Origin of the sequence: Paractinoplanes lichenicola (genome assembly GCF_016785085.1) — a bacterium.
GTDB lineage: Bacteria > Actinomycetota > Actinomycetes > Mycobacteriales > Micromonosporaceae > Actinoplanes > Actinoplanes lichenicola.
Window position 1 is genome coordinate 52,934 of sequence record NZ_JAENHO010000012.1, and the last position, 24,945, is coordinate 77,878.

The 24,945-nt window shown below is 70.2% G+C and carries 26 protein-coding genes; 11 read left to right on the forward strand and 15 right to left on the reverse strand.

From position 1 onward, the window contains the following. Window positions 1–6 precede the first annotated feature (6 nt). The 4 genes from JKJ07_RS35990 to JKJ07_RS36005 form a co-directional block, all read right to left on the reverse strand. Window positions 7–1,206 carry a DUF1800 domain-containing protein gene (locus JKJ07_RS35990; RefSeq protein WP_202996442.1) on the reverse strand — a complete coding sequence of 400 codons (1,200 nt, stop codon included), beginning with the start codon at window positions 1,204–1,206 and terminating at the stop codon, window positions 7–9. 57 nt (window positions 1,207–1,263) lie between these two features. Beyond that, window positions 1,264–2,001 carry an SDR family NAD(P)-dependent oxidoreductase gene (locus JKJ07_RS35995; protein ID WP_202996443.1) on the reverse strand — a complete coding sequence of 246 codons (738 nt, stop codon included), beginning with the start codon at window positions 1,999–2,001 and terminating at the stop codon, window positions 1,264–1,266. A gap of 122 nt (window positions 2,002–2,123) precedes the next feature. Further along, window positions 2,124–3,023 carry a DODA-type extradiol aromatic ring-opening family dioxygenase gene (locus tag JKJ07_RS36000; RefSeq protein WP_202996444.1) on the reverse strand — a complete coding sequence of 300 codons (900 nt, stop codon included), beginning with the start codon at window positions 3,021–3,023 and terminating at the stop codon, window positions 2,124–2,126. 879 nt (window positions 3,024–3,902) lie between these two features. Further along, on the reverse strand, window positions 3,903–5,549 hold the full coding sequence (locus tag JKJ07_RS36005; RefSeq protein ID WP_202996445.1) for an aminotransferase class V-fold PLP-dependent enzyme: 1,647 nt from the start codon (window positions 5,547–5,549) through the stop codon (window positions 3,903–3,905). A 106-nt stretch (window positions 5,550–5,655) separates the two neighbouring features. Between JKJ07_RS36005 and JKJ07_RS36010 the strand changes: the two genes are divergently transcribed. Next, window positions 5,656–6,150: a hypothetical protein gene (locus tag JKJ07_RS36010; RefSeq protein WP_202996446.1), complete on the forward strand. Its 495-nt coding sequence runs from the start codon at window positions 5,656–5,658 to the stop codon at window positions 6,148–6,150. 5 nt (window positions 6,151–6,155) lie between these two features. Here the strand turns inward: JKJ07_RS36010 and JKJ07_RS36015 are convergent, their stop codons facing one another. After that, the gene (locus tag JKJ07_RS36015; RefSeq protein WP_202996447.1) at window positions 6,156–6,707 is read right to left on the reverse strand and encodes a GerMN domain-containing protein; all 552 of its coding nucleotides are present in this window, start codon (window positions 6,705–6,707) and stop codon (window positions 6,156–6,158) included. 136 nt (window positions 6,708–6,843) lie between these two features. On the opposite strand from JKJ07_RS36015, the gene JKJ07_RS36020 reads away from it, so the two are divergent. Both JKJ07_RS36020 and JKJ07_RS36025 read left to right on the forward strand, forming a co-directional pair. Further along, window positions 6,844–7,122, forward strand: a complete 279-nt coding sequence (locus tag JKJ07_RS36020) for a hypothetical protein (protein ID WP_202996448.1) — start codon at window positions 6,844–6,846, stop codon at window positions 7,120–7,122. Then, window positions 7,119–7,442 carry an STAS domain-containing protein gene (locus JKJ07_RS36025; protein ID WP_202996449.1) on the forward strand — a complete coding sequence of 108 codons (324 nt, stop codon included), beginning with the start codon at window positions 7,119–7,121 and terminating at the stop codon, window positions 7,440–7,442. The genes JKJ07_RS36020 and JKJ07_RS36025 overlap by 4 nt, the downstream gene beginning before the upstream one ends. A 147-nt stretch (window positions 7,443–7,589) precedes the next feature. Here JKJ07_RS36025 and JKJ07_RS36030 read toward each other — a convergent pair whose 3' ends face one another. The 3 genes from JKJ07_RS36030 to JKJ07_RS36040 form a co-directional block, all read right to left on the reverse strand. Next, window positions 7,590–8,924: a sensor histidine kinase gene (locus JKJ07_RS36030; RefSeq protein WP_202996450.1), complete on the reverse strand. Its 1,335-nt coding sequence runs from the start codon at window positions 8,922–8,924 to the stop codon at window positions 7,590–7,592. Beyond that, window positions 8,921–9,604 carry a response regulator transcription factor gene (locus tag JKJ07_RS36035; RefSeq protein WP_202996451.1) on the reverse strand — a complete coding sequence of 228 codons (684 nt, stop codon included), beginning with the start codon at window positions 9,602–9,604 and terminating at the stop codon, window positions 8,921–8,923. Before JKJ07_RS36035 ends, JKJ07_RS36030 begins: the two co-directional genes overlap by 4 nt. Before the next feature lie 245 nt (window positions 9,605–9,849). Continuing rightward, on the reverse strand, window positions 9,850–11,307 hold the full coding sequence (locus JKJ07_RS36040) for a carboxylesterase/lipase family protein (RefSeq protein ID WP_202996452.1): 1,458 nt from the start codon (window positions 11,305–11,307) through the stop codon (window positions 9,850–9,852). A 91-nt stretch (window positions 11,308–11,398) separates the two neighbouring features. Between JKJ07_RS36040 and JKJ07_RS51975 the strand changes: the two genes are divergently transcribed. Genes JKJ07_RS51975 through JKJ07_RS36055 form a run of 3 tightly spaced genes read left to right on the forward strand, consistent with a single transcriptional unit; the run spans window position 11,399 to window position 13,988 of the window. Then, window positions 11,399–12,454 carry a sensor histidine kinase gene (locus JKJ07_RS51975; protein WP_202996453.1) on the forward strand — a complete coding sequence of 352 codons (1,056 nt, stop codon included), beginning with the start codon at window positions 11,399–11,401 and terminating at the stop codon, window positions 12,452–12,454. Then, window positions 12,451–13,062: a response regulator transcription factor gene (locus tag JKJ07_RS36050; protein WP_202996454.1), complete on the forward strand. Its 612-nt coding sequence runs from the start codon at window positions 12,451–12,453 to the stop codon at window positions 13,060–13,062. Before JKJ07_RS51975 ends, JKJ07_RS36050 begins: the two co-directional genes overlap by 4 nt. Window positions 13,063–13,067: 5 nt before the next feature. Next, entirely contained in the window at window positions 13,068–13,988 is a 921-nt protein-coding gene (locus JKJ07_RS36055; RefSeq protein WP_202996455.1) for an aldo/keto reductase, read from the forward strand. Between the two features lie 86 nt (window positions 13,989–14,074). On the opposite strand, the gene JKJ07_RS51330 is transcribed toward JKJ07_RS36055, so the two are convergent. The 3 genes from JKJ07_RS51330 to JKJ07_RS36070 all read right to left on the reverse strand — a co-directional run bounded on the left by JKJ07_RS51330 (window position 14,075) and on the right by JKJ07_RS36070 (window position 17,830). Then, on the reverse strand, window positions 14,075–16,105 hold the full coding sequence (locus tag JKJ07_RS51330; RefSeq protein ID WP_202996456.1) for a B12-binding domain-containing radical SAM protein: 2,031 nt from the start codon (window positions 16,103–16,105) through the stop codon (window positions 14,075–14,077). A gap of 38 nt (window positions 16,106–16,143) precedes the next feature. Then, a complete protein-coding gene (locus tag JKJ07_RS36065) occupies window positions 16,144–16,344 on the reverse strand; it encodes a hypothetical protein (protein ID WP_202996457.1) in 201 nt (66 codons plus the stop codon). A gap of 466 nt (window positions 16,345–16,810) precedes the next feature. Further along, window positions 16,811–17,830, reverse strand: a complete 1,020-nt coding sequence (locus JKJ07_RS36070) for a serine hydrolase domain-containing protein (RefSeq protein ID WP_202996458.1) — start codon at window positions 17,828–17,830, stop codon at window positions 16,811–16,813. Between the two features lie 155 nt (window positions 17,831–17,985). On the opposite strand from JKJ07_RS36070, the gene JKJ07_RS36075 reads away from it, so the two are divergent. Further along, a complete protein-coding gene (locus JKJ07_RS36075) occupies window positions 17,986–18,465 on the forward strand; it encodes a YfbM family protein (RefSeq protein ID WP_202996459.1) in 480 nt (159 codons plus the stop codon). Here JKJ07_RS36075 and JKJ07_RS36080 read toward each other — a convergent pair. Further along, window positions 18,452–19,651 (reverse strand): MFS transporter, encoded by a 1,200-nt coding sequence (locus tag JKJ07_RS36080; RefSeq protein WP_202996460.1) that lies wholly within the window; start codon window positions 19,649–19,651, stop codon window positions 18,452–18,454. The genes JKJ07_RS36075 and JKJ07_RS36080 overlap by 14 nt on opposite strands. A gap of 83 nt (window positions 19,652–19,734) precedes the next feature. Here JKJ07_RS36080 and JKJ07_RS36085 point away from each other — a divergent pair, with 83 nt between their 5' ends. Continuing rightward, window positions 19,735–20,607: a LysR family transcriptional regulator gene (locus tag JKJ07_RS36085; protein ID WP_202996461.1), complete on the forward strand. Its 873-nt coding sequence runs from the start codon at window positions 19,735–19,737 to the stop codon at window positions 20,605–20,607. Here the strand turns inward: JKJ07_RS36085 and JKJ07_RS36090 are convergent. Then, complete coding sequence (locus tag JKJ07_RS36090; protein ID WP_202996462.1) at window positions 20,598–21,830, reverse strand: MFS transporter; 1,233 nt, start codon at window positions 21,828–21,830, stop codon at window positions 20,598–20,600. The genes JKJ07_RS36085 and JKJ07_RS36090 overlap by 10 nt on opposite strands. 6 nt (window positions 21,831–21,836) lie before the next feature. On the opposite strand from JKJ07_RS36090, the gene JKJ07_RS36095 reads away from it, so the two are divergent. Continuing rightward, the gene (locus JKJ07_RS36095; protein WP_202996463.1) at window positions 21,837–22,397 is read left to right on the forward strand and encodes a pyridoxamine 5'-phosphate oxidase family protein; all 561 of its coding nucleotides are present in this window, start codon (window positions 21,837–21,839) and stop codon (window positions 22,395–22,397) included. On the opposite strand, the gene JKJ07_RS36100 is transcribed toward JKJ07_RS36095, so the two are convergent. Both JKJ07_RS36100 and JKJ07_RS36105 read right to left on the reverse strand, forming a co-directional pair. After that, entirely contained in the window at window positions 22,381–22,575 is a 195-nt protein-coding gene (locus JKJ07_RS36100) for a ferredoxin (RefSeq protein ID WP_202996464.1), read from the reverse strand. The two genes, JKJ07_RS36095 and JKJ07_RS36100, sit on opposite strands and share 17 nt — an antisense overlap. Continuing rightward, window positions 22,572–23,786, reverse strand: coding sequence for a cytochrome P450 (locus JKJ07_RS36105; RefSeq protein WP_202996465.1), 1,215 nt, complete (start codon window positions 23,784–23,786; stop codon window positions 22,572–22,574). The genes JKJ07_RS36100 and JKJ07_RS36105 overlap by 4 nt, the downstream gene beginning before the upstream one ends. A gap of 272 nt (window positions 23,787–24,058) precedes the next feature. On the opposite strand from JKJ07_RS36105, the gene JKJ07_RS36110 reads away from it, so the two are divergent. Together JKJ07_RS36110 and crcB are read left to right on the forward strand one after the other, a co-directional pair. Continuing rightward, a complete protein-coding gene (locus tag JKJ07_RS36110; protein WP_307834583.1) occupies window positions 24,059–24,487 on the forward strand; it encodes a fluoride efflux transporter FluC in 429 nt (142 codons plus the stop codon). 49 nt (window positions 24,488–24,536) lie between these two features. Beyond that, entirely contained in the window at window positions 24,537–24,899 is a 363-nt protein-coding gene (gene crcB, locus JKJ07_RS36115) for a fluoride efflux transporter CrcB (RefSeq protein ID WP_202996467.1), read from the forward strand. The last annotated feature ends 46 nt before the right edge of the window (window positions 24,900–24,945 follow it).

The window sequence follows — 24,945 nt, forward strand, 5'->3', positions numbered from 1 at the left end:
ATCTCCTCAGTGGACGGCGTATTCGGGGCTGGCCAGGCCGAGCGCGAGCAGCCTCCGCGGTTCCTTGACGCCCTTGAGCACCGCGTACGTGCGATCGCTCCACCCGTCGACCACCAGCAACGCGGCCAGCGCCTCGGCGTCCGCGGGCGGCTCGACCTCGGTTTGTGCCGCGAGGTTCTGCCCGACGCGCAGCCGGGTCAGCGTCGACGAGGTCGTCAGCCAGGCCGCGCCCTCGGGCCAGCCCCCGACCGACGGCGGCCGCAGCGGCACCTGCCCCAGCGCCGTGAGCGCGCTCATCGGAAGATCAACCCCGAGCTGCCGTACGGCTCCCACGAGCCACTCGACCGGCTGCTTCACGAGGGTCCCGGCCGATTCGGCGAACTCCGGGGTGCGCACCAGCGCCCGCAGCAGGGCAGTCGTGTTCCGTCCGGCTTTTGCCACCGAATCCGGCAGCTCGGCGGGCCCGGCGTAGCGCGCCCACAGCCGGCCGGCGATGAACGGCACGTGGGCCTCATGGCGGACGAGCAGATCCGCGTACGCGTCGAGGTCGAAAGCGCCCGTACGCCCGAGCAACGTCACCCGCCCCGGATCATGTCGCCGGGCCACCAGCCGCGCCTCACCGGTGGCCAGGTCGACCTGCCACCCGGTCAGCACGCGCGCGCCGGCCTTGACGTCGGCTTCCGTGTACGCCCCCACCCCGAGCGTGAACAACTCCATGACCTCGCGGGCCAGGTTCTCGTTGGGGGCCTTGCGCGTATTCTTCTGCCCGTCGAGCCAGAGGATCAGGGCGGGATCGCGCAGCATGGCCCGAACGAGCGGCGCCGTGTCGCCCGCGCCGTAGCGCCGGAACGTCTGCTGCTGGCCGAGCATGAGATGAGCCGAGCGGACCTTCTGCGCGCTGGTCGCCCAGTGGCCGTGCCAGAAAAAGGTCAGCTTCTCGGCCGCTCCCCCAACGGCCACCATCCGGCCCAGCCACCAGCGTCCGAGCTCCGTGACCTGGGCCCGCTGCCGGCGGCGAGCCTCCTCGCGGGTGGCGTCCGGAGCCGCTTCGTCCCCGAGCGACGGCGGCCCGGGCGGCGCGGCCGGCGTCAGCAGCCGCTCCACCGTCGCGTCGAAGCCGGCTTTCACGGCCGCATCCACTTCGGCGGCGGTCGGCCCGAAGGTGAGCCGGCGCAGCAGATGCGAGACCCGGGCGCGTTCATCCATGCCGGCGACGCTAGGCCGCCTTTGTAAGCGCCGGGTAAGGGCCGGATCCGGGCTCGATCAGTCCAGCACCGACCCGCAGCTGAGGTTGACCACCGTACGGGTCATCGCCCCGGCCCGGTCCGAGGCCACGAAGGCGGCGGTCTCCGCGACCTGGGCCAGGGTGGGCATCCGGCCCAAAGCCGTGCTCGCCTGCATCTGCGGGTCCGGTTCGGCGCCCGCGCCCCACGTCTCGGGCATCGCGTCGGGACGCAGACAGACCACCCGCACGCCGAGCGGGCCGACTTCCCCGGCCAGCGTCATCGTCATCGCCTCGATCGCGGCGCACGCCGTGCCGAAGCCACCCGTACGGTGCTGCCGCTGGTCGGGCGCGCTGAGCCGGGCCGCAGTGGTCGAGAACGTCAGGATCGTCCCGCTCCCGGCCACGGCCATCCGCCGCGCCGATGCCGTGGCCGTGACGAAGTGCGCCCGCAGCCCGTACGAGACCGGGGCCAAGAAGTCGGACACGTCCAGCTCGGTCAGCGGCGTGCCCATCACCGTGCCGTGCAGCGACACCGCGTTGACCGAGACGTCGACCGGCCCGACCGCGTCCAGGTGCGCCTCGACCTGGTCACGGTCGGTCGCATCCACGTACGCGGCGCCGGCCGCCCCGATCTCGGCCGCGTGCTTCTCGAGCTCGTCGAGCTTGCGCCCAGCCAGAAACACGCGGGCCCCCTCCCGCGCGAAGACCCTGGCCACCGCACCCCCGACGTGCCCCGACCCGCCGTACACGACAGCGGTCTTGTTCATCAGCATCATGCCCGTAGAACGTAGCCGCCGGCCGCATCCGGACAGCTGGACGCCAGAAATCCCGAAAACTGGCAAGCAACCAGAGAGCAACGCAGAGCTGTCAGGGACGGACCGTGGTCCGTCCCTGCGGATCAGGCCGCCTGGAAGGACCGTCGCGACAGGCCGACCGAGTAGCCCTCGAGCTTGGTGACGATCGGGGCGGTCGGGTCGGTGGCTGCGCCCAGGGTGACGAAGAGCGGCGTGAAGTGCTCGACGGTCGGGTGCGAGAACGGCATGCCGGGGGCCGCGCTGCGGAAGCGGGCCAGCTCGGCCACGTCGCCGCGGTCGAGGGCCTCGGCGGCCCACGCGTCGAAGTCGGCCGACCAGCCGGGCACCACGTTGCCGCTGAACATCTCGCGGGTCAGGAACGGCAGGCCGTGCGTCATGTGGCCGGAGCCGATGACCAGCACGCCCTGTTCGCGCAGCGGCCGCAGCCGGGCGCCGAGGGCGAGCAGCTGGTCGGGATCCTCGGTGGGCAGGCTGAGCTGCAGCACGGGGACGTCGGCCAGCGGATACATGATCTTCAGCGGGACCCAGGCGCCGTGGTCGAGGCCGCGGCTGTTGTGGCCGTGCACCTGCTCGCGGTCCGGCATCATCGCGGTGACCTGCTGGGTCAGCTCGCCGGCGTCCGGGGTGTCGTAGCGGAAGTTGTAGTAGATCGGGTTGAAGCCACCGAAGTCGTAGACCAGCTCGGACGGCCGGGCCGCGCTGACCGACAGCGGCGCCGACTCCCAGTGCGCGCTGACGACGAGGATCGCCTTGGGCTTGGGCAGCGAGCGGGCCCAGCGGCGCAGCGGGTTGAGCCACTCGGGGCTCTCGAACGGCATCGGCCCGCCGCCGTGGCTCACATAGAGGCTGGGCATCGCCCCGTCCTCGGGGGTCCACTCGCGGTGCGGGTCGGCCGCCTCGGCCGCGACCGCCCGTCGAACATGCGCCGCGAACGGGTGCGCGGCCGGAATCAGGGCGTCGGCCGCCGAGGTCGTGCTGGTCATCGTTACTCCCGGGCGATAGTTGAAGCCTAAAGCACCTACCAGGTTACGCCGGAAACTTGTTTCGTCAACTAAATCATGAACTGTGATCGCCCCCATATCCGTCTGGTATGACGTGCCCGTCGACGAACTCCGGGTGGGCCGCTTCGACGCCCCGTTCCGTTCATGCAGTGCGGTGTCCGCGAACGCTTACCGGTTGGACCCGGCAACGTTGGGGATCCTCGTTCACAGGGGTGAGCGAGCGACTCCCCGCTAAGCGCGGGGCGGGCCTCCGCCGGCCAAGGGACCCTGACGCAGCCGGCGGTCGGCGACGCGGGTCACGCCGCGCCGAGCTAACACCAGGGAGGTGCCGGCCGGCTCGACGGTGCGTGACCACCCCGGAACACAGTTGCGCTGGGGTGGTGGTGGCGCCGCCCGGGGTGCGCCGTCGTCGTGGGTAGCGAACCTCGGTGTGGCCGGCTTTGCGACGGGCGGCGGCGGAGAACCAGGCGTCGGAATAGCGTCGCAAAACCGACCGCGCCCCGACGGAGTTGAGTTCGCCGAAAGTTCCCGGCCCCGACGCCGACAACAACCCGCACAACTCCTGAAAACTGGCGACTGGCTTGTCCCCGCGGCGCCGATGCCAGGCGTTGATCTCCAAAACACAAGCCCACACGTCGCCAGCCGCGCGCAGCAATCCGAAACACCGTTGTTGCTGAGCGCGAGTCAGCCGCAGACCAACCCGGGCGGAGCGGTGAACGAACGACCCGATACCAACGTTACGACGTCTGGACATGAGGCCATCTTGTCACACGACCACTGAACGTGCGACGACCCTGAGTGCCAGTCTTGGTCGTTTTCGGACAAAGACGGTGAACAAAGGAGCCGACCGCCTCATCCTGACTAACTCAGACACTCCGCCGGCAGCAAGAACCAGCGCAGCTTCTCGAAATTCTCGGGAAGCTGCGCACCCCCGTCGACCGGGTCGGGACGCGACGCCATCAGCTCGCGGGCGTAGTCCAAATACCCAGCCAAGGCGTCTTCGCCGATCGGCGCCGGGCAGCCGGGCTGCGTGACCGTCCCGTCCCGCCCCAGCTGCAGGTCGGCCAGGGAGAGCTGGGCTTCCTTGGCCGCCAGATGCCGCCACTGCCCCGTCATCGGGTTGAACCGATAGTCCGTGAGCAGGCGCGCCCCGCCGGAGGCGATGAGGGACACCGCGGACGCCAGGTAGTCGGCGACCGCGTCGCTGAGGAAGTAGGCGAAGTTGAGCCGCGACCAGCCCGGCTTGATGCCCTCCCAGCCGGCCTCGATCTCGTTCTCGAACCGGCGCGAGAGCTCGGGCCCGATGCCGAGCAGGCGATGCCCGTACGGGCCGGCGCAGGAGCACCCGCCGCGCGCCTGGATGCCGAACAGGTCGTTGAGCAGCGCGACCACGTAGTTGTGATGCAGGTAGTGCTCGCCCGCGCGGATCTGGAACGACACGATCGGGAGGCGCGGCGCGGAAAGGTCGCCCAGGATCTCGATGCGCGGCTCGCCCGCCCAGCGGTCCCGGGCCCGCTGCCACAGCCGGTGCTCCTGGGCGGCGATCGTCTCGGCCCCGACCGTCTGTTTGACCTGGAACACCAGCCCGGCCCGGATCGATTCGACGATGGCCGGGGTGCCGCCCTCCTCGCGCGCGATCGGGTCGTCGAGGTAGCGGTGGCTGTCGGGATCGACGAAGGCCACCGTGCCGCCGCCGGGCACCGTCGGCACGCTGTTGGCCAGCAGGTGTTTGCCGACGACGAGCACGCCGGGGGTCTGCGGGCCGCCGGGGAACTTGTGCGGCGACAGGAAGATCGCGTCCTTGCCGGCCATGCTGATCGGCAGGTAGGGCCCGCCCGCCGCGTAGTCCCAGACGGACAGTGCGCCGTGTTCGCGCAGCAGGGCCGAGATCGCCTCGACGTCGGTGATCAGGCCGGTCACGTTGGAGGCCGCGCTGAAGCTCCCGATCAGCAAAGGCCTTTTCCCGTACGCCTCCAGGGCCCGCCGCAGGTCGGCGAGGTCGGGGTGGCCGCGCTCGTCGCTGCCGATCTCGACGACGTCGGCAATGGACTCGCGCCAGGGCAGCACGTTGGAGTGGTGCTCGTACGGGCCGACGAAGACGACCGGGCGCGCGCTCGCCGGGATGCGCTCGGTCAGCGCGTACCGCTCGTCGAGGTTCTCGGGGATGCGCAGGCCGAGCAGCGCGACCAGCTTGTTGACGGCCATGGTCGACCCGGAGCCGCAGAACAGCACCACGTCGTCGGGGCCGCCGCCGACCGCCCGGTGGATGATCTCGCGGGCCTGTTCGCGCAGCGCGCCGGTCTGGGCCCCGGTCGAGGACGCCTCGGTGTGCGTGTTGGCGTAACCGGTCAGGACCGTACGGCGGATGTAGTCCTCGACGAAGTCGAGCGCCTGCCCCGACGCGGTCTGATCAGCGTATGTCACCCGGCGCGGCCCGTACGGCCCGTCGAGCGGCGCGCCCGTGCCGATCGAGCCCTCGCGCAACCGCCGCAGCATCGGTGTGTCCATGTTTCCCTCGCAGCACTCGTGGCACCTCAGAAGGCCTTTTGGCACCCAGGTCACCTCCCGGCCGAACCCGGCGACCGGGGCGCCCCGGCGAGCCTAGCCTGGGCTCATGCCGTACGTCCCCGCCCGGGACGGCCGCCAGCAGCGCGGCCCCTCCGACCGGGCCCCCAGCGTCCCCGACAGCCTCGACGACCTGCACGGCCACAGTGTCGGCGTGCTCGAACTGCCACGTCACATGGCGGCCGGGCATCGCACGCGCCGCCTGCTCGACCTGGAGGATCCGGCCCAGCAGCGCCAGGCGTATCAGACCGTGCTCTGCCAGGCCGCCGACTGCTGCGAGATCAACGACCTGCTCAACCCTGGGGTGCTGCGCCGGATCTGGCGGCATCTGCACCTGCCGGCCAAGGTGCGCCAGGAGTGGGAGAAGCGGCATCCGGCGCTGGCCCGCCCGGCGCTCGGCGAGCAGCCGCCGAAGATCGACACGACCGAGCTGGCCGCGGCCCGGATGAAGTCCGACGGCTTCCGCCGAGCGCCCCGGCGCACGCCCGGCGGCAGCCTCACCGCCCGGCAGATGATCGTGGCCCGCACCGCCAGCGCCCGCTGATCCGGCTACCACAAGTCGGCGTAGTCGCTGCTCCCCAGGGGTGAGCCGGTCAGTGAGCCGTCGGGCAGGGGCACCTCGAGGGGCTGCCCGTCCCGGGTGAACCGCACCTCGGCCACATCCGGGCGGGCGGTCAGCGTGCAGACCATCTGCGCGAAGAGCAGGGACTCGTCGCTGCGGGCACCGCTCTCGCCGACGTCGGGAACCTCCACCGTGGCCACCGCGCCGGTGATGCCGCGCGCGGTCAGCACAAGCCCGGACAGCTTGGTGGTCAGCCCCGCGTTGCGCTCGGCGGGGGTGGGCCCGGAGACGAGGCTGCTCAGCTGGGTCTGCGGCGTCGGGTAGGTCTGCGTGCGGCGCACCTGCTGCACCAGCTTGTCGTCGCGGACGAGACAGATCACCTGGGCCACGTCGCCGACCGTTTCCGTCGTGCCCGGGCCGGGGCTGGTCAGTGCGTGCCGGGGCAGGCTGACCGGGTGCGGCTCGTCCTGGGCGCCGACCCCGCAGCCGCCCAGCACAAGAGCGGCGGCCGCCGTCGTGATCGTCCAGACCTTGCGCATAACCGAATGATGCCCCCGGGCCCGGCCCGCTCCGGCGTCCGTCACAGAACTGTCACATCGCCGGGGAGGTTCCGACAACTGCCGGGCGCAGTGTGGAGGGCGTTCCGGTCGAGCAACCCGTGTGAGGACGATCCGTATGACGGTCACCAGCCTGGTCACCGCCGTCGCCGTCGGCGCCGCCCTGGGCGTCGCGGGCTGGGCCGTCCGCCGCGCCGTGCCGTTCTGGCTGCCCCCGGCGGCCGGGGTGGGCGCGGCCGTGTTCGCCACGACGATCGCCCGGATCGCCGCCGACCTGCCCACCGGGTTCAGCCTCACCGAGCTCGGCCTGCAGGTCTTTTTCGCCGCGGCCGCGGTCACCGCAGTGGTGGCCACCGCCGACCGTCACTCCCCCGCGCACAAGGGAGGCCTGCGATGATTGCCGTCCGGAACGACGTCGCCGTCGTCACCCCGTCCCACGATCTCGACGCCGGCGCCGGCGACCTGCTTCGTGAGGTGCTGACCGAGGCGGTCCGCGAGCATTTGCACGTGATCGTCGACATGCACGCGGCGCCGACGATCGACTCGACCGGCCTGAGCCTGCTGGTGCGCGCCTACAACGAGGCCAAGGCCCGCGGCGGCACCCTGAGCCTGGCCGCCCCCTCTCGCTACGTGGTGACGGTGCTGCACACGATGAAGCTGCACCACGTCTTCACGCTCTATCCCGACGTCGACGCCGCGTTGAGGGCTGTTTCGTAACTGAGGCGGGGCTGCGGAGGGGCCCAGATCCCGCCTGGCGGCGTCCCGCGAAAGCCCGGTTCCAACCCCGGGAGCCGAGCTTCCGCGGGCCACCACCAGACGAAATCTGAACCACTCCTCGCACCCACCCCAGTTACGAAACAGCCCTCACTCGTCCGGCAGCTCGAGCCGGAACCGGGCGCCCCCGCCGGGACGGTCTAGCAGCACGATCCGGCCGTCGTGGGCGGCCGCGTGCTCGGCCACGATGGCCAGGCCGAGCCCGGTGCCGTCGCCGCCGCCGCGGGAGTTCGCGGCCGGTCCCCGCACGAAGCGGTCGAAGATCGTCGAGCGGGACTCGGCCGGCACTCCCGGCCCGGCGTCGTCGACTTCGAGAAACCCCGGGCCCACCCGTACGGCCACCGGCCCGCCCCCGTAGCGCACGGCGTTGTCGACCAGGTTGCCCAGCGCCTGCTCGACCCGGCGCCGGTCGACGTGCCAGTCGACCGGCGTGCCCGGCACGACCTCGAGCAGGTCGCCCGGCAGCCCCCGGTCGCGCAGGACCCGCCCGGCCAGCAGCCCGATGTCGGCCGGCTCGCGGTGCACCGGCTGGTCGCTTCGGGCCAGCTCGAGCAGGTCGTCGACGAGCGACTGGAAGCGGGCGACCTCGTCGGCGATCAGCCCGACGGCGGCCGCCGAGCGCTCGTCGAGGCTGTCGCGCCGCCGGTTGAGCACGCTGACCGCGGCGGCCAGGGTCTGCAGGGGCGAGCGCAGCTCGTGGCTGACGTCGGCGGCGAACCGGCGGTCGCGCTGCAGCCGGCGCGACAGCTCGTCGGCCATGTGGTTGAACGAGGCGGTGAGCCGGCCCAGCTCGGGTTCGGCGTCGGGGTCGAGCCGGGTGTCGAGGTCGCCGTCGGCGATGCCGCTGGCCGCCTCGGCCACCGCCGCCAGCGGGCGCAGGGCGTGCCGGGTGACGTACCAGCCGACCGCCGCGCCGCCGGCCGACACCATGATCGCCACGGCGGTGAGCACCAGCGCGAGCAGCTGCAGCGTGCGTTCCAGCTCGCCCAGCGAGACGATCTCGTAGAAGACCGCCTCGCCCTGCACCGGCACGGCCACGACCAGGGCGGCCTCCCCGTCGCGGCGGATCCGCTGCGCCCCGGCCTCGCCCGTCGCGGCCAGCTCCTGCAGCTTCCCGGGCACGGCGGACTCGGCGGGCGCTCCGGCGGTGCGCGAGAACCACTCGCCCCGCCAGGAGAGCAGCACGTAGCGGTCGGCGCCGATGTCGAGCGACTGCAGCAGGTCGCCCACCTTGGGCCGGCCGGTCAGGCCCGCGTTGATCACGGTGGCGTCGAAGTACGTGGCCCGTACGGCGGCCCGTTCGCGCTCCCGGAACAGCGTGTTGCTGATCAGCTCGTACGACACGAACGTCACGCACGCCGAGAGGGCCAGCGCGCCGATCGCGAACGCCGCGCTGACCCTGGTGCGCAGGCCGGCCCGTCTCACGGCTGCAGCTTGTAGCCCAGGCCGCGCACGGTCACCAGGTGCCGGGGCCGTCCGGTGTTGTCCTCGATCTTGTGCCGGAGCCGGCCCACGTGCACGTCGACCAGGCGCTCGTCGCCGATCTCGTACTCCCAGACCCGGCTCAGCAGCTGCTGGCGGGAGAGCACCTGGCCCGGGTGCTCGGCCAGCTCGCAGAGCAGCCGGAACTCCGTACGGGTGACCGCGACGGGCTCGCCGTGCAGCCGCACCTCCCCCGCCTCGGGCCGGATCTCCAGGTCGCCGAAGGTCAGCACGGTCATGGCCGGGGTGGCGGCCTGCGCGGCCCGGCCCCGGCGGCGCAGTGCCCGCAGCCGGGCCGCCAGCTCCTTCACGGCGACCGGCTTGACCACGTAGTCGTCGGCGCCGGCCTCGAGCCCGGCCACGATGTCGTGGGTGTCGTCGCGGGCGCTGACCACGATCACCGGCACGTCGTCGGTGCGGCGCAGCTGCCGGATGCACTCGAAGCCGTCCATGCCGGGCAGCATCAGGTCGACCAGCACGGCGTCCGCGGGCTGTTTACGCTGCAGCTCGAGGCCCTCCTCGGCGGTGGCCACGGCGTGGGTGACATAGCCCTCGTCCTCCAGGGCCATGGCCAGCGACAGCCGGATCCGGTCGTCATCCTCGATCAACAGCACGGCACTCATATCCGCATGATGCCGCGCCGAACCCCGCGCGACACGGTTGCGCGGGGAAACCAGGCTTTCGTCACGCAACCGTCACATCTCCGGAGGGCGATCGCCATCGGCCGCGACCAGCATGGATCGCGGGAACGAACCCTCCCCACAGGGTCCGCGCCCGGCCCGCCGGTTCGGCGGGCGGGGCGCGGGCTCCCCCGCACACCGGAGAGACCGTCGGCCGCCATCGAGGGCCTCTCCGGCCTGCGCTGCGTTCAGCGCAGCGCCCGCCAGAAGTCGCAGCGATGCTCTCTCTCGACGTCCACCGGCCCGATCGCCCCCGGCGCGAGGCCCATGGTCTGCCCGGCCGGCCACCCCGGGTCCCCGCTGCGAGCGAAGGCCGTCCAGTAGCCGATCATCTTGGCGGCCAGGTCACGCTGCGCGTCGGTGTAGTAGTCGGACGTGATCGGCTTGCGACCGGCCACCTCGAACAGCATCGGCAGCTCGGACCCGTGCGAGGCGCCCGCGTCGAAGTCCTTCGGCAGGTCGATCAGCGGCTGGGCGTCCGGGTCGGCGAACTCGTAGTCGAAGCCGGGCAGCGAGGTCCCCGTCTGGCACGCCATGCTGTCGGTGAACACGTCGCCCCAGGCCACCGCGCCGTCGCCGCCGTAACGCGCGGCCGGATACTCCCGCACGATCGCAGCTCCCGCCTCGGCCCCGAACGCCTTGGCGATCACCCCCGGATACTCCCGCGCCGACATGCGCCAGCCCGCCACCGCGAAGATGCCCGACGTCAGACGCTGCTCGTTGCGGGTCAGCCCGGCCAGCACCGGCACCTTGGCGTGGTCCGCGACGGCCGGGTCCTTCGGCAGCGAGGCCACGCCATAGGTGGCCGCGCCGTACTTCGCGTACTCCTTCTCGAACCTCGCCACCGGAAGCCCGCGCAGACAATCCAGGTCGGCACAGCCCAGCGCCGTCATCGTGCTCCGCACCAGGGCGTTCGTCTCGGCCACGGGCCGGAAGAAGTCGAACGGCGCGCTGCCCGTGGGCGTGAAGTCCTTCGGCAACCCGGCGTCACAATCGCCGCTCTGCAGAATCGCCCGATGGATCAGCCCGCGCGCACCCGGCGCCGTGAGCTGGGCGCACGCGCCGATCGCGCCACCCGACTGCCCCATCAGCGTCACATTGCCCGGGTCACCCCCGAACTCACCGATGTTGTCGCGCACCCAGCGGAGCGCGGCCTGCTGATCGAGGAAGCCGTAGTTGTCGCCCAGGAACCCGTACAGCCCGAGCCGGAACTCGACGGTCACCACCACCACGTCCCCCTGCGCGACCATCCTCTTCGGGTCGTAGTCGAAGCCCGCGCCCTCCGAGAAGCCACCGCCGTGCAGCCACACGATCACCGGCTTGCCCTCGGCATCCGCCGGCGCGGTCACGTCGAGATAGAGGCAGTCCTCGGCCGCGTCCTTGCGCTGCGGTCCCTGCGCACACGCCGGCCCAGACCCAGAGCTTTCCCGTACGCCGTTCCAGGCGGCCGGCTCCTGCGGCGCGCGCCAGCGCAGGTCGCCGACGGGCGGGGCCGCGTACGGGATGCCCCGGAAACGCGTGACCCCGTCGTCGCGCACCCCTTGGACGACGCCCGACCTGGTCTCGGCGGTCGGCTCCGCGGGCTCGCTCGCGCAGGCCGGCATGGTGAGCAGGGCCATGGTCAGTAACGATGCGATTCTCTTCATGGGTCCAGCCTCGGCTTGCGGCCGCGGGCGGGGCAGTAAGGCCCGGCGACGGGTAAGTAGCCGATCGGTTATTGACGGTCCACGAGCCGGCGTGAGGATTGAGGTCATGCAGACCTGGCCGCCACCCTTCGCGGGCCGCCCCGCGGCTGTCGTCGCCGCCACGATCCTCGCTGTCGTCGCGGCCGTCACCGTGTCGCCGTGGACGCTGCCCGCGGCCGGGTTGCTGCTGGTCGCGGCCTGGCGCTGGCCCCTGCGGGCAGCCGTCTACTACCCCGCACTGCTCGCGGCGACGGCCGTCGCGGTGTTCCTGGTGCCGTACGCGATGTTCGCCTCGTGGATCCTCGCCCTGCACGCGTTCGTGCTGTTCGGCCCGCGCGCGGCGTTCGCCTGGTCGGTCGCGGGCGCGCTGGTCATCACGTTCGCCCAGACCCGCGACCTCGAGGTGCCGGCCGTCATCAGCCTGCTGGCCCCGCTGATCGCCGCCGGCTGGTTCCTCAGCACGACGCTGCGGGAAAATCTGGCCCTGCGCGACCGCCTCGTCGAGCAGGCCAAACTGTCCGGCGTGCAGGAGGAACGCAACCGGATGGCCCGCGAGATCCACGACACGATCGCCCAGGACCTGAGCGCCGCCGTAGCCCTCTTGGAAGGCGCGATCCACGACGGCGTCCACGAACCGCGCGTCGGCCAGGCCCGCGACCTGGCCCGCAACGGCTTGGCCGAGGCCCGCCGGTCGGTGCTGGCGCTCGGCCCCCGGTCGCTCGACGGGAGCGGCCTGGCCGGTGCTCTGCGCAGACTGGTCGACGCCTGGGCCGCACGCACCGGCGTACGGGGGAACTTCGCCTCCGACCCCGACGCCCACGCACTGGACCCTGAAACCGAGGCCGCCCTGTTCCGCATCGGTCAGTCCGCGCTGGCCAACGTGGCATCCCACGCCTCGGCCACCCGCGTCGACGTCACGCTGTCCTACCTGGACCACGAGGTGGTGCTCGACATCCGCGACGACGGCGTCGGTTTCGTTTTTAAAAATGCGCGCGGCTTCGGGCTGGCCGGCATGCGACAACGCCTCGACGAACTGGACGGCAGCCTCGAAGTCGAATCGGAGCCCGGCGCCGGAACCGCCTTGCGAGCGGCGGTGCCCCTGCGATGATCCGCGTGCTGATAGTCGACGATCACCCGATGTTCCGCGACGGCCTGCGCCAGTTGCTCAACGACGACGATTTCGTGGTCGTGGGCGAGGCCGGCGACGGCGCCGAGGCCCTGGCCGTGCTCTCGTCGCACCCGGCCGACGTCGTCGTCATGGACCTGCACATGCCCCGCATGGACGGCATTACGGCCATCACCCGCATCCGCGCCGCCTTTCCCGCGACCCAGGTGCTGGTGCTGAGCACGTACGACACCGACGGCGACGTGATCCCCGCCATGTCCGCCGGCGCCATCGGCTACCTGCTCAAAGACGTCCCCCGCGACGACCTGCGCGACGCCGTCAGGGCTGCCGCCCGCGGCGAGACCACCCTTTCCCGTACGGCCGCGGGCCGCCTGGTCGATCACGTCCACTCGCCGGAGCTTCTCAAGCCCCGCGAGCACGAACTCCTCCGCCTGGTCGCCTCGGGCGCCACCAACAAGGAGGCCGCCGCCGCCCTCTTCGTCAGCGAGGCGACCGTCAAGGCCTACCTTCTACGCATTTACGACCGTCTTGGCGCGCGCGACCGGGCCTCGGCCGTTGCCGAGGGCTACAAGCGTGGCCTGCTTGGATAGGCGTCATGGATCTCTTCGCCCTGTCAGGTGTCGCCCGCATCGGCCTGGGTCTGGCCGCCGTGGGCCGTCCCGGCTACATCAACCTGGGCCGCGCCACCGACCTGCCCGCCGACCGCACCGTCGAAGCCATGCGCGCCCGCGCCCACACCCTGCTCTCCTCCGCGTGGGACGCCGGCGTCCGCTACTTCGACGTGGCCCGCTCCTACGGCCGCGCCGAGGAGTTCCTGGCCTCCTGGATTCCCGGCCATTCCGGCGCCTTGGTCGGCAGCAAATGGGGCTACACCTACACGGCCGACTGGACCGTCACCGCCGAGGTCCACGAGGTCAAAGACCACAGCGTCGCCACGTATGACCGCCAGATCCTGGAGACCCGAGCCCTGCTGGGCGACCACCTGAACCTCTACCAGATCCATTCGGTAACCCCCGACAGCCCCGCCCTCACCGACCGTGTGCTGCACCAACGCCTGGCGGCCCTCGACGTCCCGGTCGGCTTCTCCACCAGCGGCCCCCACCAGGCCGACACGATCCGAGCCGCATTGGCGATCGAAGTCGACGGCCGCCGCCTCTTCCAGAGCGTCCAATCCACGTGGAACCTGCTGGAACCCAGCGCCGGCCCCGCCCTCACCGAAGCCCACGCCGCGGGCTTGACCGTGATCGTCAAGGAGGCCCTGGCCAACGGCCGCCTCGCCGACCCGTCCCTCTCGGCCGAGCTGTCCCCCGCCCCCGACGTGGTGGCCCTGGCCGCCGCCCTCCAACAGCCGTTCTCCCCCATCGTCCTGTCCGGCGCCGCCACCTCGGCCCAGCTCACCTCCAACCTTCAAGCGGCCGACCTCCGCCTCGCGCCGGACCACCTAGCTCGGTTGACCGCCCTGGCCGAACCCGCCGACCAGTACTGGAAGACCCGCTCCGGCCTCGCCTGGTCCTGAGACCTACCGGCCCGGGCCATCCTCCGCTTCGAGCAGCGCTGTAGTTCGACACCGCGCCCGGACCCGGCGGCACCCGCGGTCTTGCGCTACAGCGGCGCCGGGAGCGGATGGCTGGCCGCTTCGACGTCTTGGTGCGCTTCATCCTCGCCGTAAAGCCGATCCCACAAGAGTTGCGAGATACCGGCGATCTCCATCGAAGTGAGGTTGTGTTGCAGGCAGAATTCCGTCACGGCGGTCGCCTCCGCCCCCAATTGGATAACCTGCCCGGTCAGGAGGTTGACGAGGCACGCTGGGGAATCGGGGTGCGGACGCACCAGGGAGAACATGCCCGACAGCGGCGTGTCGGCCGGCACACCGCCCGCACTGTCGCGAACCGCTTGGCCCGTCGTCAGAAGCTCATCGATTGTCATCTCGCTGAGCAGGCACAGGTGCAGTTCGCGAGGCACCCAGCCGACGGCGGTGTACTTGGGGACGTCGAGTGCGGCCTCGTTCAACCGCAAGCGCCACCGCTCCGCAGCCGCGCCATGCACCTCGTGGTCAGCGTCGAACTCGTAGTAGACATCGATGTCCCTGGCGGTTTGACCGCGGATGCGAATCCCGAAGTCCTCCACGTGATGGTAGATAGGGGCATTGTGCTCGAGCACGAATGTCGCCGACCCGAAGGAGCTGATGACGTCCGCGTTCTCGATGACGAAGTCGAAGGTTTCCTTCGCGTCGGACTCCGTCTCGCCCGGGAACCCGAAGAAGAGGAAGCAATGGAGCCAGATGTCGGCATCCTTGCAATACCTCAGATTGTTGAGCATCGTCTCCTTCGTATTGTTCTTCTTCATCAACGCCAGGACTCGTTCCGACGCGGATTCCAAGCCGACGTAGAGTGACCGGAAGCCGGCGGCCCGCAAGTTCTCGAAGTCCTCCCGTGTGTAGGACCGTTCAAATTTGATCAAGCCAGTGAACCGCCAGGACGACTCGGACGCAGCCGGGAAACGGTTCCCGATCTCGCGCAGGACGCGCGGCGGAATCGCTTCGTCATTGAAGGCGAAATGGCGGACCCCATACCGCTCGGCGAGCTCTCGCACCACCTCGAGCACACGGTCCGTCGAGTACGCCTGGAAACGTTCGCCATAAACCATCCCGTGATGGCAGAACTCGCACTTCCCCCAATAACACCCTCGCGAGGACAGCAGCGGGAGGGTGATTTCCGGCGAGAAGTAGCGCTCGAGGGGAAGATCCGTGAAGTCCGGCGTAGGAATTTCGGCCGTCTTGAGCGGGGCACACGGTGCGCTCGCCGTAATCTCACCGCCGGCCAGATGGACGATACCCGGCACACCGTCGACGAGCGGACGTCCGGTCACCTGATTCGATATTATGCGCTCGAGTGGCCGCTCACCCTCGTTGCGGACGATGATGTCGAAGTAGTCGCCGAACCAGCGAGCCGGCAGCACGCCGCGCTCATAGATGCGGGAAAATATGGTTCCGCCGACCACGACTGCGGCGCCCAGGTTAGCCTTGATCCATTTTCCGAGGAACAAGGTCCATACGAGCTGTTCCTGGCCGATGCATGAAAGGCCTATTGTCGGCGCCTTCTCAGCCGCGATGAGGGGACCGACGCGCTGCAGGTATCTGGCAAGCAAGGCAGGTGGGTCCCGCAGTACAGCATCGAGCTCCGCAGAGTCGAGGTTGTTCCGCTCGAGGCGGAACTCGTACGGCGATATCTTCAGATCACCGCACACTCGGCTGATCGCGGAGAGGTAGTTCTGGAAGCCACGTACGGCCATGTATTGCGAGGCGACAAGATCTTCCGGTTCGCCACCCTCTCCAGACTCTCCGTTCTTGGGAGTGAGCCGACTCCTGACGAAGTCACGATAGGCCGGGGCGCTGGCAAAGATGGCTTCGTAGCCCAGACGTTCTTGTTCGTCCAGGTCCGTCGAGGTCACCAGGTCACCCATGAAGCCTGCGCACTCGTTCGACAGAATCCAGTCATAGAAATCGATGTTGAGGTCGGCACACTCGACTGAATGTCCTGCTCGGCGCAGCCAGGCAGCGAGAGACGGCAGAGCCAACGCCGGCTGAAACGGACTCCATTGCGGAGGAAAAAGCAATAACGCGTCATTTTTCACGAGTCGCAACCCTTCCCGGCCCGATGGATGGGCGGCGCCTACTCGCGGATCGGGCGCGCCGCGCCCTGCTGCTGCTGTTGCTGTTGCTGCTGGTCGGCATCGGCGAGACGCAATAGCGGGTTACGGCCCGGCGCACGAATGAGAGTGAGGAACTGCTGATCATCAAGCTCTTTAACCATCTGGACGATCCGGAGATTGAACTCCTCGATGAACCGGACTTCGGGCGTGGGCTCGGACATGGTGCACCCCTGCAATCTTCGTGAACGCTGGATCCGCCAGACCTCCCGAAATGGAGGCGCCTCCGGTGGTGTCAGCATCCGGAGTGCCGGCGTCTTGGCGCGACGAGTAAGCCGAAATTGAGCATGCCTCTGCGATAAGACACGCACAAGCCTGCGGCCAGGAGCCCGCTCCGCTTAAGGTCTTACCATTACGCCAGATGGATCTCCGATCACTTAATTGCGATTACGCAAGACCCCACCCGACACCCATGGCCACCTCCTCGTTTGGCGACGGCAGGCGCCATTGCAGCCGCAATAGCGATCTTTCGCGGCGCCCGGAGCCGTTGCGGAACCTGCGGAATCGGTCGAACGTAGCACCCCACCAACAGGGCGGAATTCTCGGCCGCAAGCCGCATTAATCACTCGTTCACAGCTTTTCCATCGCTTCGTGGTGGAGTGGCTGGGAGCGCCCGCGACACAGCGGCACCTAGCAGAAAGCGTGATCGATCAGGTCTTTGATGAGGCCCTGGCGGGTTTCGGCCAGGTCGGGGTCGCCGGTGTTGGTGAAGATGGAGACGGTCAGGCGGCGGCCGTCGGGGGTGAAGGCCGATTCTGTCTGGTAGCCGAAGCCGGTGCCGCCGTGTTGCCAGATGCCGCCGCCGCAGGGCAGGGGGTACCAGAAGATGCCCAGGCCCGATCCGGAGCCGGGAGGGGCGTCGGGCATGGGGACCAGCGTGCGCATCTGGGTCTGCTGTGCGGGCTTCAGCAGGCGCACGGCGGCCAGGGCGGCCAGGAAGCGGTTGAGGTCGGATGCGGTGCTGACCATCGAACCGTCGGCGCCGCTGTCCAGGCCGCGGATGGCGATGGTCGTGTCGACGAGCGGGCCGCCGGGAGTGAATTGCATGTAGTTCGTGGCGTGCGGAGCGGGCAGGTCCCGTACGAAGTCGGTGCGGGTGTGCCGCAGGCCCAGCGGCCGGGTGATGCGGGCGTCGACCTCAGGCGCCCAGTCGCGGCCGGTGACCGCCTCGATCAGCATGCCGACGAGTACGTAGTTGGTGTTCGAGTACGACCAGGTGGTGTCGCCTTGCGGGTGGCTCATGGCGATCTTGACGAGCTGCTCGGGGGTGTACGGGCGGTCGCGCTCCCTCAGGTAGGACTCGGGGGTGGCGTAGTTCGGGATCAGGTCGGCCGAGTAGTCGTACAGGCCGCTGGTGTGCTGCAGGAGCTGCCGCACCGAGATCCGCCGGCCCCCGACCACGCCGGGCAGCCACTTCTCGACCGGGTCGTCGAGCGTCAACCGGCCTTCGCCGACGAGCTGGAGCACCACGACCGCGGTGAACGTCTTGGTGATGCTGCCGATCCGCAGGTACGGGCCGATCGGGACGTCCCGGCCGGAGCGAACCACCTGATCACCCGTCCGGACCAGAACGCCGGTGACACCGCTCGCGCGCAGTGCTTCGACATCGCGGCGGAGCTCACTCGGTGTTGCCGCGGCACTCGTGGCCATCAGGAGGGTCGTTGCTGCCGCTGTCGCCAGGATTCGCATAGGTCCACGATGTCCGCGAGCCGAGTGGCCGTCACTCCGGCGAGCCCCCGGGATGAGCCTCCGGCTAACCCCCCATTGCTCACCGACGGGTACGCACGGCCGGTACGATCATGGCCGTGCTGGGGGTTCACTTCGCGATCGCGCCGGAGCAGGAGCGGGCGTTGCTCGTTGCCGTGGATGAGGACGAGCTTGGCGACTTTCTCGAGGAGCTCGAGGAGTCGTGGGCGGACGACAGCCTCAAGGTCGACACCGACAAGGCGTGGGACGCGATTCACCGCTGCCTGACGGACGGCAGCCTCGATCCCGACGCCGGCGACTACCCACTGAACCACGCGGTGCTCGGCGGGCGGCACCTGTCCGAGGACTACTACGTCGTCTACCTCACCGCGGCGCAGACTCGGGACGTGTCGGAGGCCCTCCAGCCGATAGACCAGGGCTGGCTCCGGCGGAGGTTCGACGCCATCGACGACCCTGACTACATCGGCGCCGGCGACGACGAGGACTTCGACTACACGTGGACCAACTTCGTCGACGTCCGGCAGTTCTTCGAGCGAGCAGTGGCCGCCGAACGCGCGGTGCTGTTCACCGCGACGTGAGAGCAGGGGTCAGAACGGGCACGCGCCGCAGGTGCAGGGACAGATAGCCGCTGACGGCCACGAAGAGCGACGCCAGCAGCACCACGGCGGGCCACCCGCCCACAGACCAAGCAAATCCGGCCACGCTGCCCAGGATTGAAGAGCCCGCGTAATAAGCGAACAGGTAGAACGACGCGGCCTGAGCGGGAGCGACGTCACCGGCGTGGGCGCGCACCGGCACCCAGCCGCTGGCCACCCCGTGCACGCAGAAGAAGCCCGCGGTCATCACGGCCAGCCCCACGACCACAACCGGTAGCGAGCCAAAGAGCGTGAGCAGCAGGCCGAGACCGGTCAGCAAGCAGCCGAACGGCAGCACGGCCCGGCGTCCGTACCGGTCGGCCAGCCGCCCCGACAGGGCCGAGCTCACCGACCCGATCGGATACACCAGGAAGACCGCCCCGGCGGCGCCCACACCCAGGCCGAAGTCGCTGGTCAAGCGGAAGCCCATGGCGTTGTAGACGGCCATGAACGCACCCATCGAGCACGCCCCGATGGCGTACAGGCTCAGCAGTGCCGGGTCGGTGAGCGCCCGGCGCGAGACAAAAACCGGTGGGCGCGGGGAGAACCCTCGGGAGGCGGGCAGCAGCAGAGCGGCGAGCGCGGCGCAGAGCAGACCGAGCCCGGCGATCGAAGCCAGCGCAACCCGCCACCCGTACGCCTCCGAAAGCGCCCCGGTGATGAGGCGCCCCGACATGCCGCCGAGCGCGGTGCCGCCGATGTAGAGACCGGCGACGCGGGCCTGGACGGCCGGGTCGAGTTCCTCGCGCAGGTAGGCGGTGGCGACGGCGGGCAGGCCGGCCAGCGCGACACCTTGCAGGAAGCGCAGGACGAGCAGCGCGGGCCAGCCGGGGGCGACGGCGCAGGCCAGGCCGACCAGCGCCGACAGGGTCAGGGACAGGTGGATCAGACGCGTACGGCCGATCCGCTCGGACAACGGGCCGGTGATCAGCAGCGTGGCGCCGAGGCCGATCGTGGCCATGGACAGCGACCACGAGCTCTGCGCGGGAGTCACGTCGAAGGCGGTCGCCAGCTCGGGCAGCAGCGCCTGGGTGCTGTAGAGGGCGGCGAACGTGGCCACACCGGCCGCGAACAGGGCCAGGCAGACCCGGCGGTAGCCCGGCTCCCCGGCCCGATATCCGGTTTCCATGCGGCCCACTTTTCGCCGTCACCGGCCATGCGTCCAATGCATAGGATTCATCAATCCCATGTAAGAAACGTATGATCCGGGTCGTGCAGATCGAGGATCTCCGAGCCCTGCTCGCGCTGGGTGACTACGAACACGTCACCGAGGCGGCGGCCGCCCTCGGCACGACCCAGCCCACGCTCTCGCGGCTGCTGTCCCGGGTCGAGGGCGAGCTGGGCACGCGGTTGTTCGAGCGCGACGCCCGGGGCGCGCATCCCAACCCGTACGGGGAAATGGCTCTGGTCGCTGCCCGTGACATCGTGGAGCGGCACGATCGTCTGCGCCGGGATCTGGCGGGGCTGCTCGACCCCGATTCGGGCACTGTGCGGCTCGCGTTCCTCGATTCGATGGCGACGTCGCTGGTGCCCAAGATCCTTCAGGCCGTACGGCATCACGCCCCGCACCTGCGCATCGAGCTGCGCCAGGAGCCGGCCCACGAGATCATGCGCGACGTCGACTCCGGCACGGCCGAGCTGGCCCTGGTCTCCCCGCAGCCCGAGGGCCCGTACGGGTGGCTGCCCCTGCAACGGCAAGGCCTGTCACTCATCGTGCCCCCGGGACACCGCCTGACTACTCGGAGTCGCGCCAGGCTGGCCGACGTGGCCGGGGAGGACCTGGTCACCGTGCCGGCCGGGTTCGGGTTCCGGCGGCTGGTCGACGACCTGTTCGCGGCGGCCGGCGTGAGTGTGCGCATCGTGCTCGAGATCGGTGACCTGGCCACGGTCGAGGGCCTGGTCGGGGCGGGTCTGGGCGTGGCGGTGGTGCCCGATCAGTTCGTCGGGGCGACCGGTACGCACGGGTTGCCGCTCTCGGCTCCCGGCGCTGAGCGGGTGGTCGGGCTGGCCTGGCGCTCGGACCGCGCGCTGACCCCGGGGGCCGATCGGTTCCGTGCGCTCGTCGAGCAGTCCGGTCAGTTCTGACCCGGACGGTGTTCCAGGGTGCGCACGTCGCGGCTGGTCAGCATGCCCGCGACGGCCAGCAGGATCACCCCGGACGCGATCAGCAACGCCGTCCGGGCGCCCAGCGCGTGCACGGCCGGGCCCGCGGCGACCTGGCCGATCGGGATGGCGACGAGCGAGCCCAGCATGTCGTACGAGTAGACGCGGGCCAGCTTGTCGGCGGGGACGTACTCCTGCATCGTGGTCTCCCACGCGATGCCGAACTGGTCGAACGCCACCCCGCCGACGAACGCGCACACCATCAGCACCCAAAGCACAGGAGCCAGGCCCAGCCCGGCCGGCAGCAGGACCTGGCCGCCGACCGCGATCACGCCGAAGGCGAGCAGGCGGCGCACGTTGAGCCGGATGGCCAGCAACGCCCCGGCGATCATGCCCGCGGTCTGCGCGGCCAGCACGAAACCCCAGGCGCGGCGGCCGATGGTGTCGTCGGCGACCACCGGGCCGAGCACGCCCAGGCTGGCCGCCCAGGCCGCGTTGAGGAACATGAAGCCGAGCACGACCACCCACAGCCAGGTGCGCGAGGTGAACTCGCTCCAGCCGTCGCGCAGGCCGGCCAGCACGCTCGGCTTCCTGGCCGACACGGCGGGCACCTTGATCAGGGCGAAGCACACACCGCTGAGCGCGAACGAGACGGCGTCGGCGGCCAGCCCCCAGCCGGGGCCGACCGTGGCGACCAGGATGCCGCCGACCGGGGCGCCGAGGATCATCGCGGTGTTGCCGCCGATCCGGTTGATCGCGTTGGCCTGCTTGCGGATGGTCTCGGGCACGGTCTGGGGCAGCAGCGCGGAGACGGCGGGCCAGGCCAGCGCCGAGGCCAGCCCGTTGACCGCGGACAACACCATCAGCAGCGGCACGGTGGCGGTGCCGGTGAGGATCGCGGCGGCCACGGCGGCCTGGGTGACCGCGGCGACGGCGCTCGAGCCGACCATCACCAGGTGGCGCGGCAGCCGGTCGGCGATCACGCCGCCGAGCAGCAGGAACACCACGTTGGTGACCGAGCGCGCGCCGACCACCAGGCCGAGATCGCCGGCCGAGCCGGTCAGGTCGAGCACGGCGAAGGCCAGCGCGATCGGGGCGACGGCGTTGCCCAGCATCGAGATCATCCGGCCCGCGGCGAGCAGGCGGAACGGCCCGTAGCGCAGCGGGGCGAGCGAGCCGGACTCGGCGACGGGGCGTGCGAACATCAGAGGATGAAGGTACATGAACGCATTGATGGACGTCTGCGCACCTTCATCGAGGCGCAGCCGATGTTCTTCGTGGCCACCGCGCCCAACGGGCCGGACGGGCACGTCAACGTCTCCCCCAAGGGCATGACCGGCACGTTCCTGGTGCTCGACGAGCTGCGGGTGGCCTATCTCGACTATCACGGCAGCGGCGCCGAGACGATGGCCCACCTGCGCGAGAACGGGCGCATCACGGTGATGTTCTGCTCGTTCCAGGGCGCGCCCAACATCGTCCGCCTGCACGGCCGGGGCCGGTCGGTGCCGCTCACCGACCCGGAGTTCCCCGGCCTGCTCAGCCTGTTTCCCGCGCCGCCGGACACCCACGGCGTACGGTCGGTGATCGACATCGCGGTCGAGCGGGTGAGCGACTCGTGCGGCTATTCGGTGCCCCTCATGTCGTACGAGGGTGATCGTGACGTGCTGCTGCGGTGGACCGAGCGCCGTTCCGACGCCGATCTGGCCGATTATCGCCGCAAGAAGAACGAGACGAGCATCGACGGACTACCCGCGTTCAACTCAGCAACCTGATCACCGCCGACGGGCAGCGCGCGATCGCCTCCTCCACCGCCGTACGCTCGGATTCCGGCGGCGAGTCGTCGAGCAGCACCACGACAGCGTCGTCGGGGTCCTGGTCGAAGACGGCCGGTGCGGTCAGCGCGCAGTTCCCGGCGCCGATGCACCAGTCCCGCTCCAGGGCGACCTTCACGACCACACCACCGGCAGGTCAACCGGCCCCCGTACGACCGAGTCCTTCTTCCATTCGATCTGCTCGAACGGCACGGCCAGGCGCAGCGTCGGCACCCGCCGGGCCAGCGCCCCCAGCACGGTGGTCAGCTCCATCCGGGCGATCTGCTGGCCCACGCACGCGTGCGCGCCGTGCCCGAAACCGAGATGCGCGCCCGGTTTGCGACCCAGGTCGAAGGTGTCGCCGTCGGCGTGCAGATCAGGGTCGCGGTTGCCGGACTGCACAGCCACGACCACGTAGTCGCCGGCCCGGATCGGCTGCCCGTGGATCCGCGTGTCCTCGGTCGCCTGCCGCAGCAACCCGGTGCCGGCGGCCAGATAGCGCACGAGCTCCTCGGTCGCGGTGACGGCCAGCCCGGGGTCGGCGCACAGCCTTTCCCACTGCCCCGGGGTTTGCCAGAGACAGACCAGCCCGTACGTGATCATGGACGCGGTGGTGTCGAACCCGGCGATCAGCAGAGCGCCGTTCATGCCGGTCAGTTCGGCGTCGGTCAACGGCCGCTCACTGTCGGCGCTGTGCTCGATCATGCGGCTGAGCACGTCGTCGCCGGGCCGGGCCCGGCGGGTGGCGATCAGCTCGTACAGGTATCGCCACAACGGCTCGAGCGCGGTGCGCAGCTCCTCCGGCTTGGTCGACGTGGTGAACAGGGCCGTGGCCGCGTCGTGCAACAGGTGATGCCGGTCGCCCGGCACGCCGATCAGCTCGGCGATCACGGCGGTGGTGATCGCCGTCGAGAACTGGCTGTGCAGCAGGTAGGGCTGCGGCGAGGCGAGCATCCGGGTGATCGCGTCATCGGTGATCTGCTCGATCATCGGCCGCAGCTCGGCCAGCCGGCGCGCGTGCGACACCTGCGGCGCGAAGTTGCGGCGGATCCGGATGTGCTCCGGCCCGTCGGTCTGCGCGAAACTCTGCACCGGCGTCTCGGCGCTTCCTTCGACCGGCTTCTCCCCGGCCCCGAACGCCGACAGCACATGAGCGGCCTGCCCGGGCCGGGTCGAGAAACGACGGCCGTCGCCGAGCACCTCCCGCACGCCCTCGTAGTCCGAGACGAGCCAGGCGTCGATGCCGGTCGGGCAGGCCACCCGGACCACCCGCGGCCCCGCCCGCAACTCGGCGTATTCGGGCGGCGGCTCGAACGGCCGCACTTCTTCCTCAGGTATGGGCAACAACATCCCCGTCGACCTCCCACAATGAGTAGTCGGCCCCAAACCTTACGCGACTTCGACCAAGGTCGATATGTGTCGCTCGTGCCGCGTTGTTCCCGGATCCGCCAGCCCCCGGCGCTATGCTGATCCCGCAGCCACCCTCGGCCGGCTGCTCGGCGGTGGGGCCCGCCGGACCCGAACCGCAGCCGTCAAGCATCGACGGTCGCCAACGGTCCCTACCTGACCGCGACCACGCATCCCCGCGTGGTCCGAACCGACCAGGTAGGAGCTCAACCGCCGTGCCCGACCGCTCACAGGCCCAGATCATCGCCGCCGTGGCGCTGGGCGGCATCCTCGGCGCCTGCGCCCGCTACGGCGCCGCGTTGCTGTGGCCCACCGCTCCTGACGGCTTCCCATGGACCACGTTCTGGGTCAACGTCACCGGCTGCGCCGCGATGGGCGTCCTCATGGTCGTCATCACCGAGGTCCTGACCGCGCATCCACTCGTACGCCCGTTCCTAGGCACCGGCATTCTCGGCGGCTACACCACATTCTCGACCTACATCGTCGACGCTCAACACCTGCTCGACACCGGGCACGCCGCCACTGCGCTGACCTATCTGGCTACCACCCTGCTCGCCGCACTGTTCGCCGTGCAGGTCGCGGCCTCCCTCACCCGCAAGCTCGCTCCCACCCTGCGCCACCGTCGCGAAGGCGCCCGCCCATGACGCTGCTGCAGCCGACCCCACTTTCCGGCGCGGGCAAAGGCGTCCGCCGATGAACTGGCTCATGCTGATCCTCGGCGCGGGCATCGGCGCACCCCTGCGCTACCTGGTCGATCGCGCGATCCGGTCCCGCCACGAGACCGGCTTTCCCTGGGGCACACTCACCGTCAATCTCGTAGCCTGCACAATCCTCGGCCTACTAACGGGCGCAACCATCCCCACAAACCTGCAGCACCTGATCGGCCCAGGCCTGTGCGGGGCGCTGAGCACCTACTCAACCTTCTCGTACGAAACCCTGCAGCTCGCCCGCACGGGATCCCAGATCCTCGCCGTGGCCAACGCCGTCATCAGCGTCCTCGCCGGCCTGGGCGCCGCCCTCCTCGGCCAGGCGCTGGCCAACGCCTTCCTCAACTAACTCGCCCGTCCCCCTCATACCTCGCCCGTCCACACCCCAAAAGACA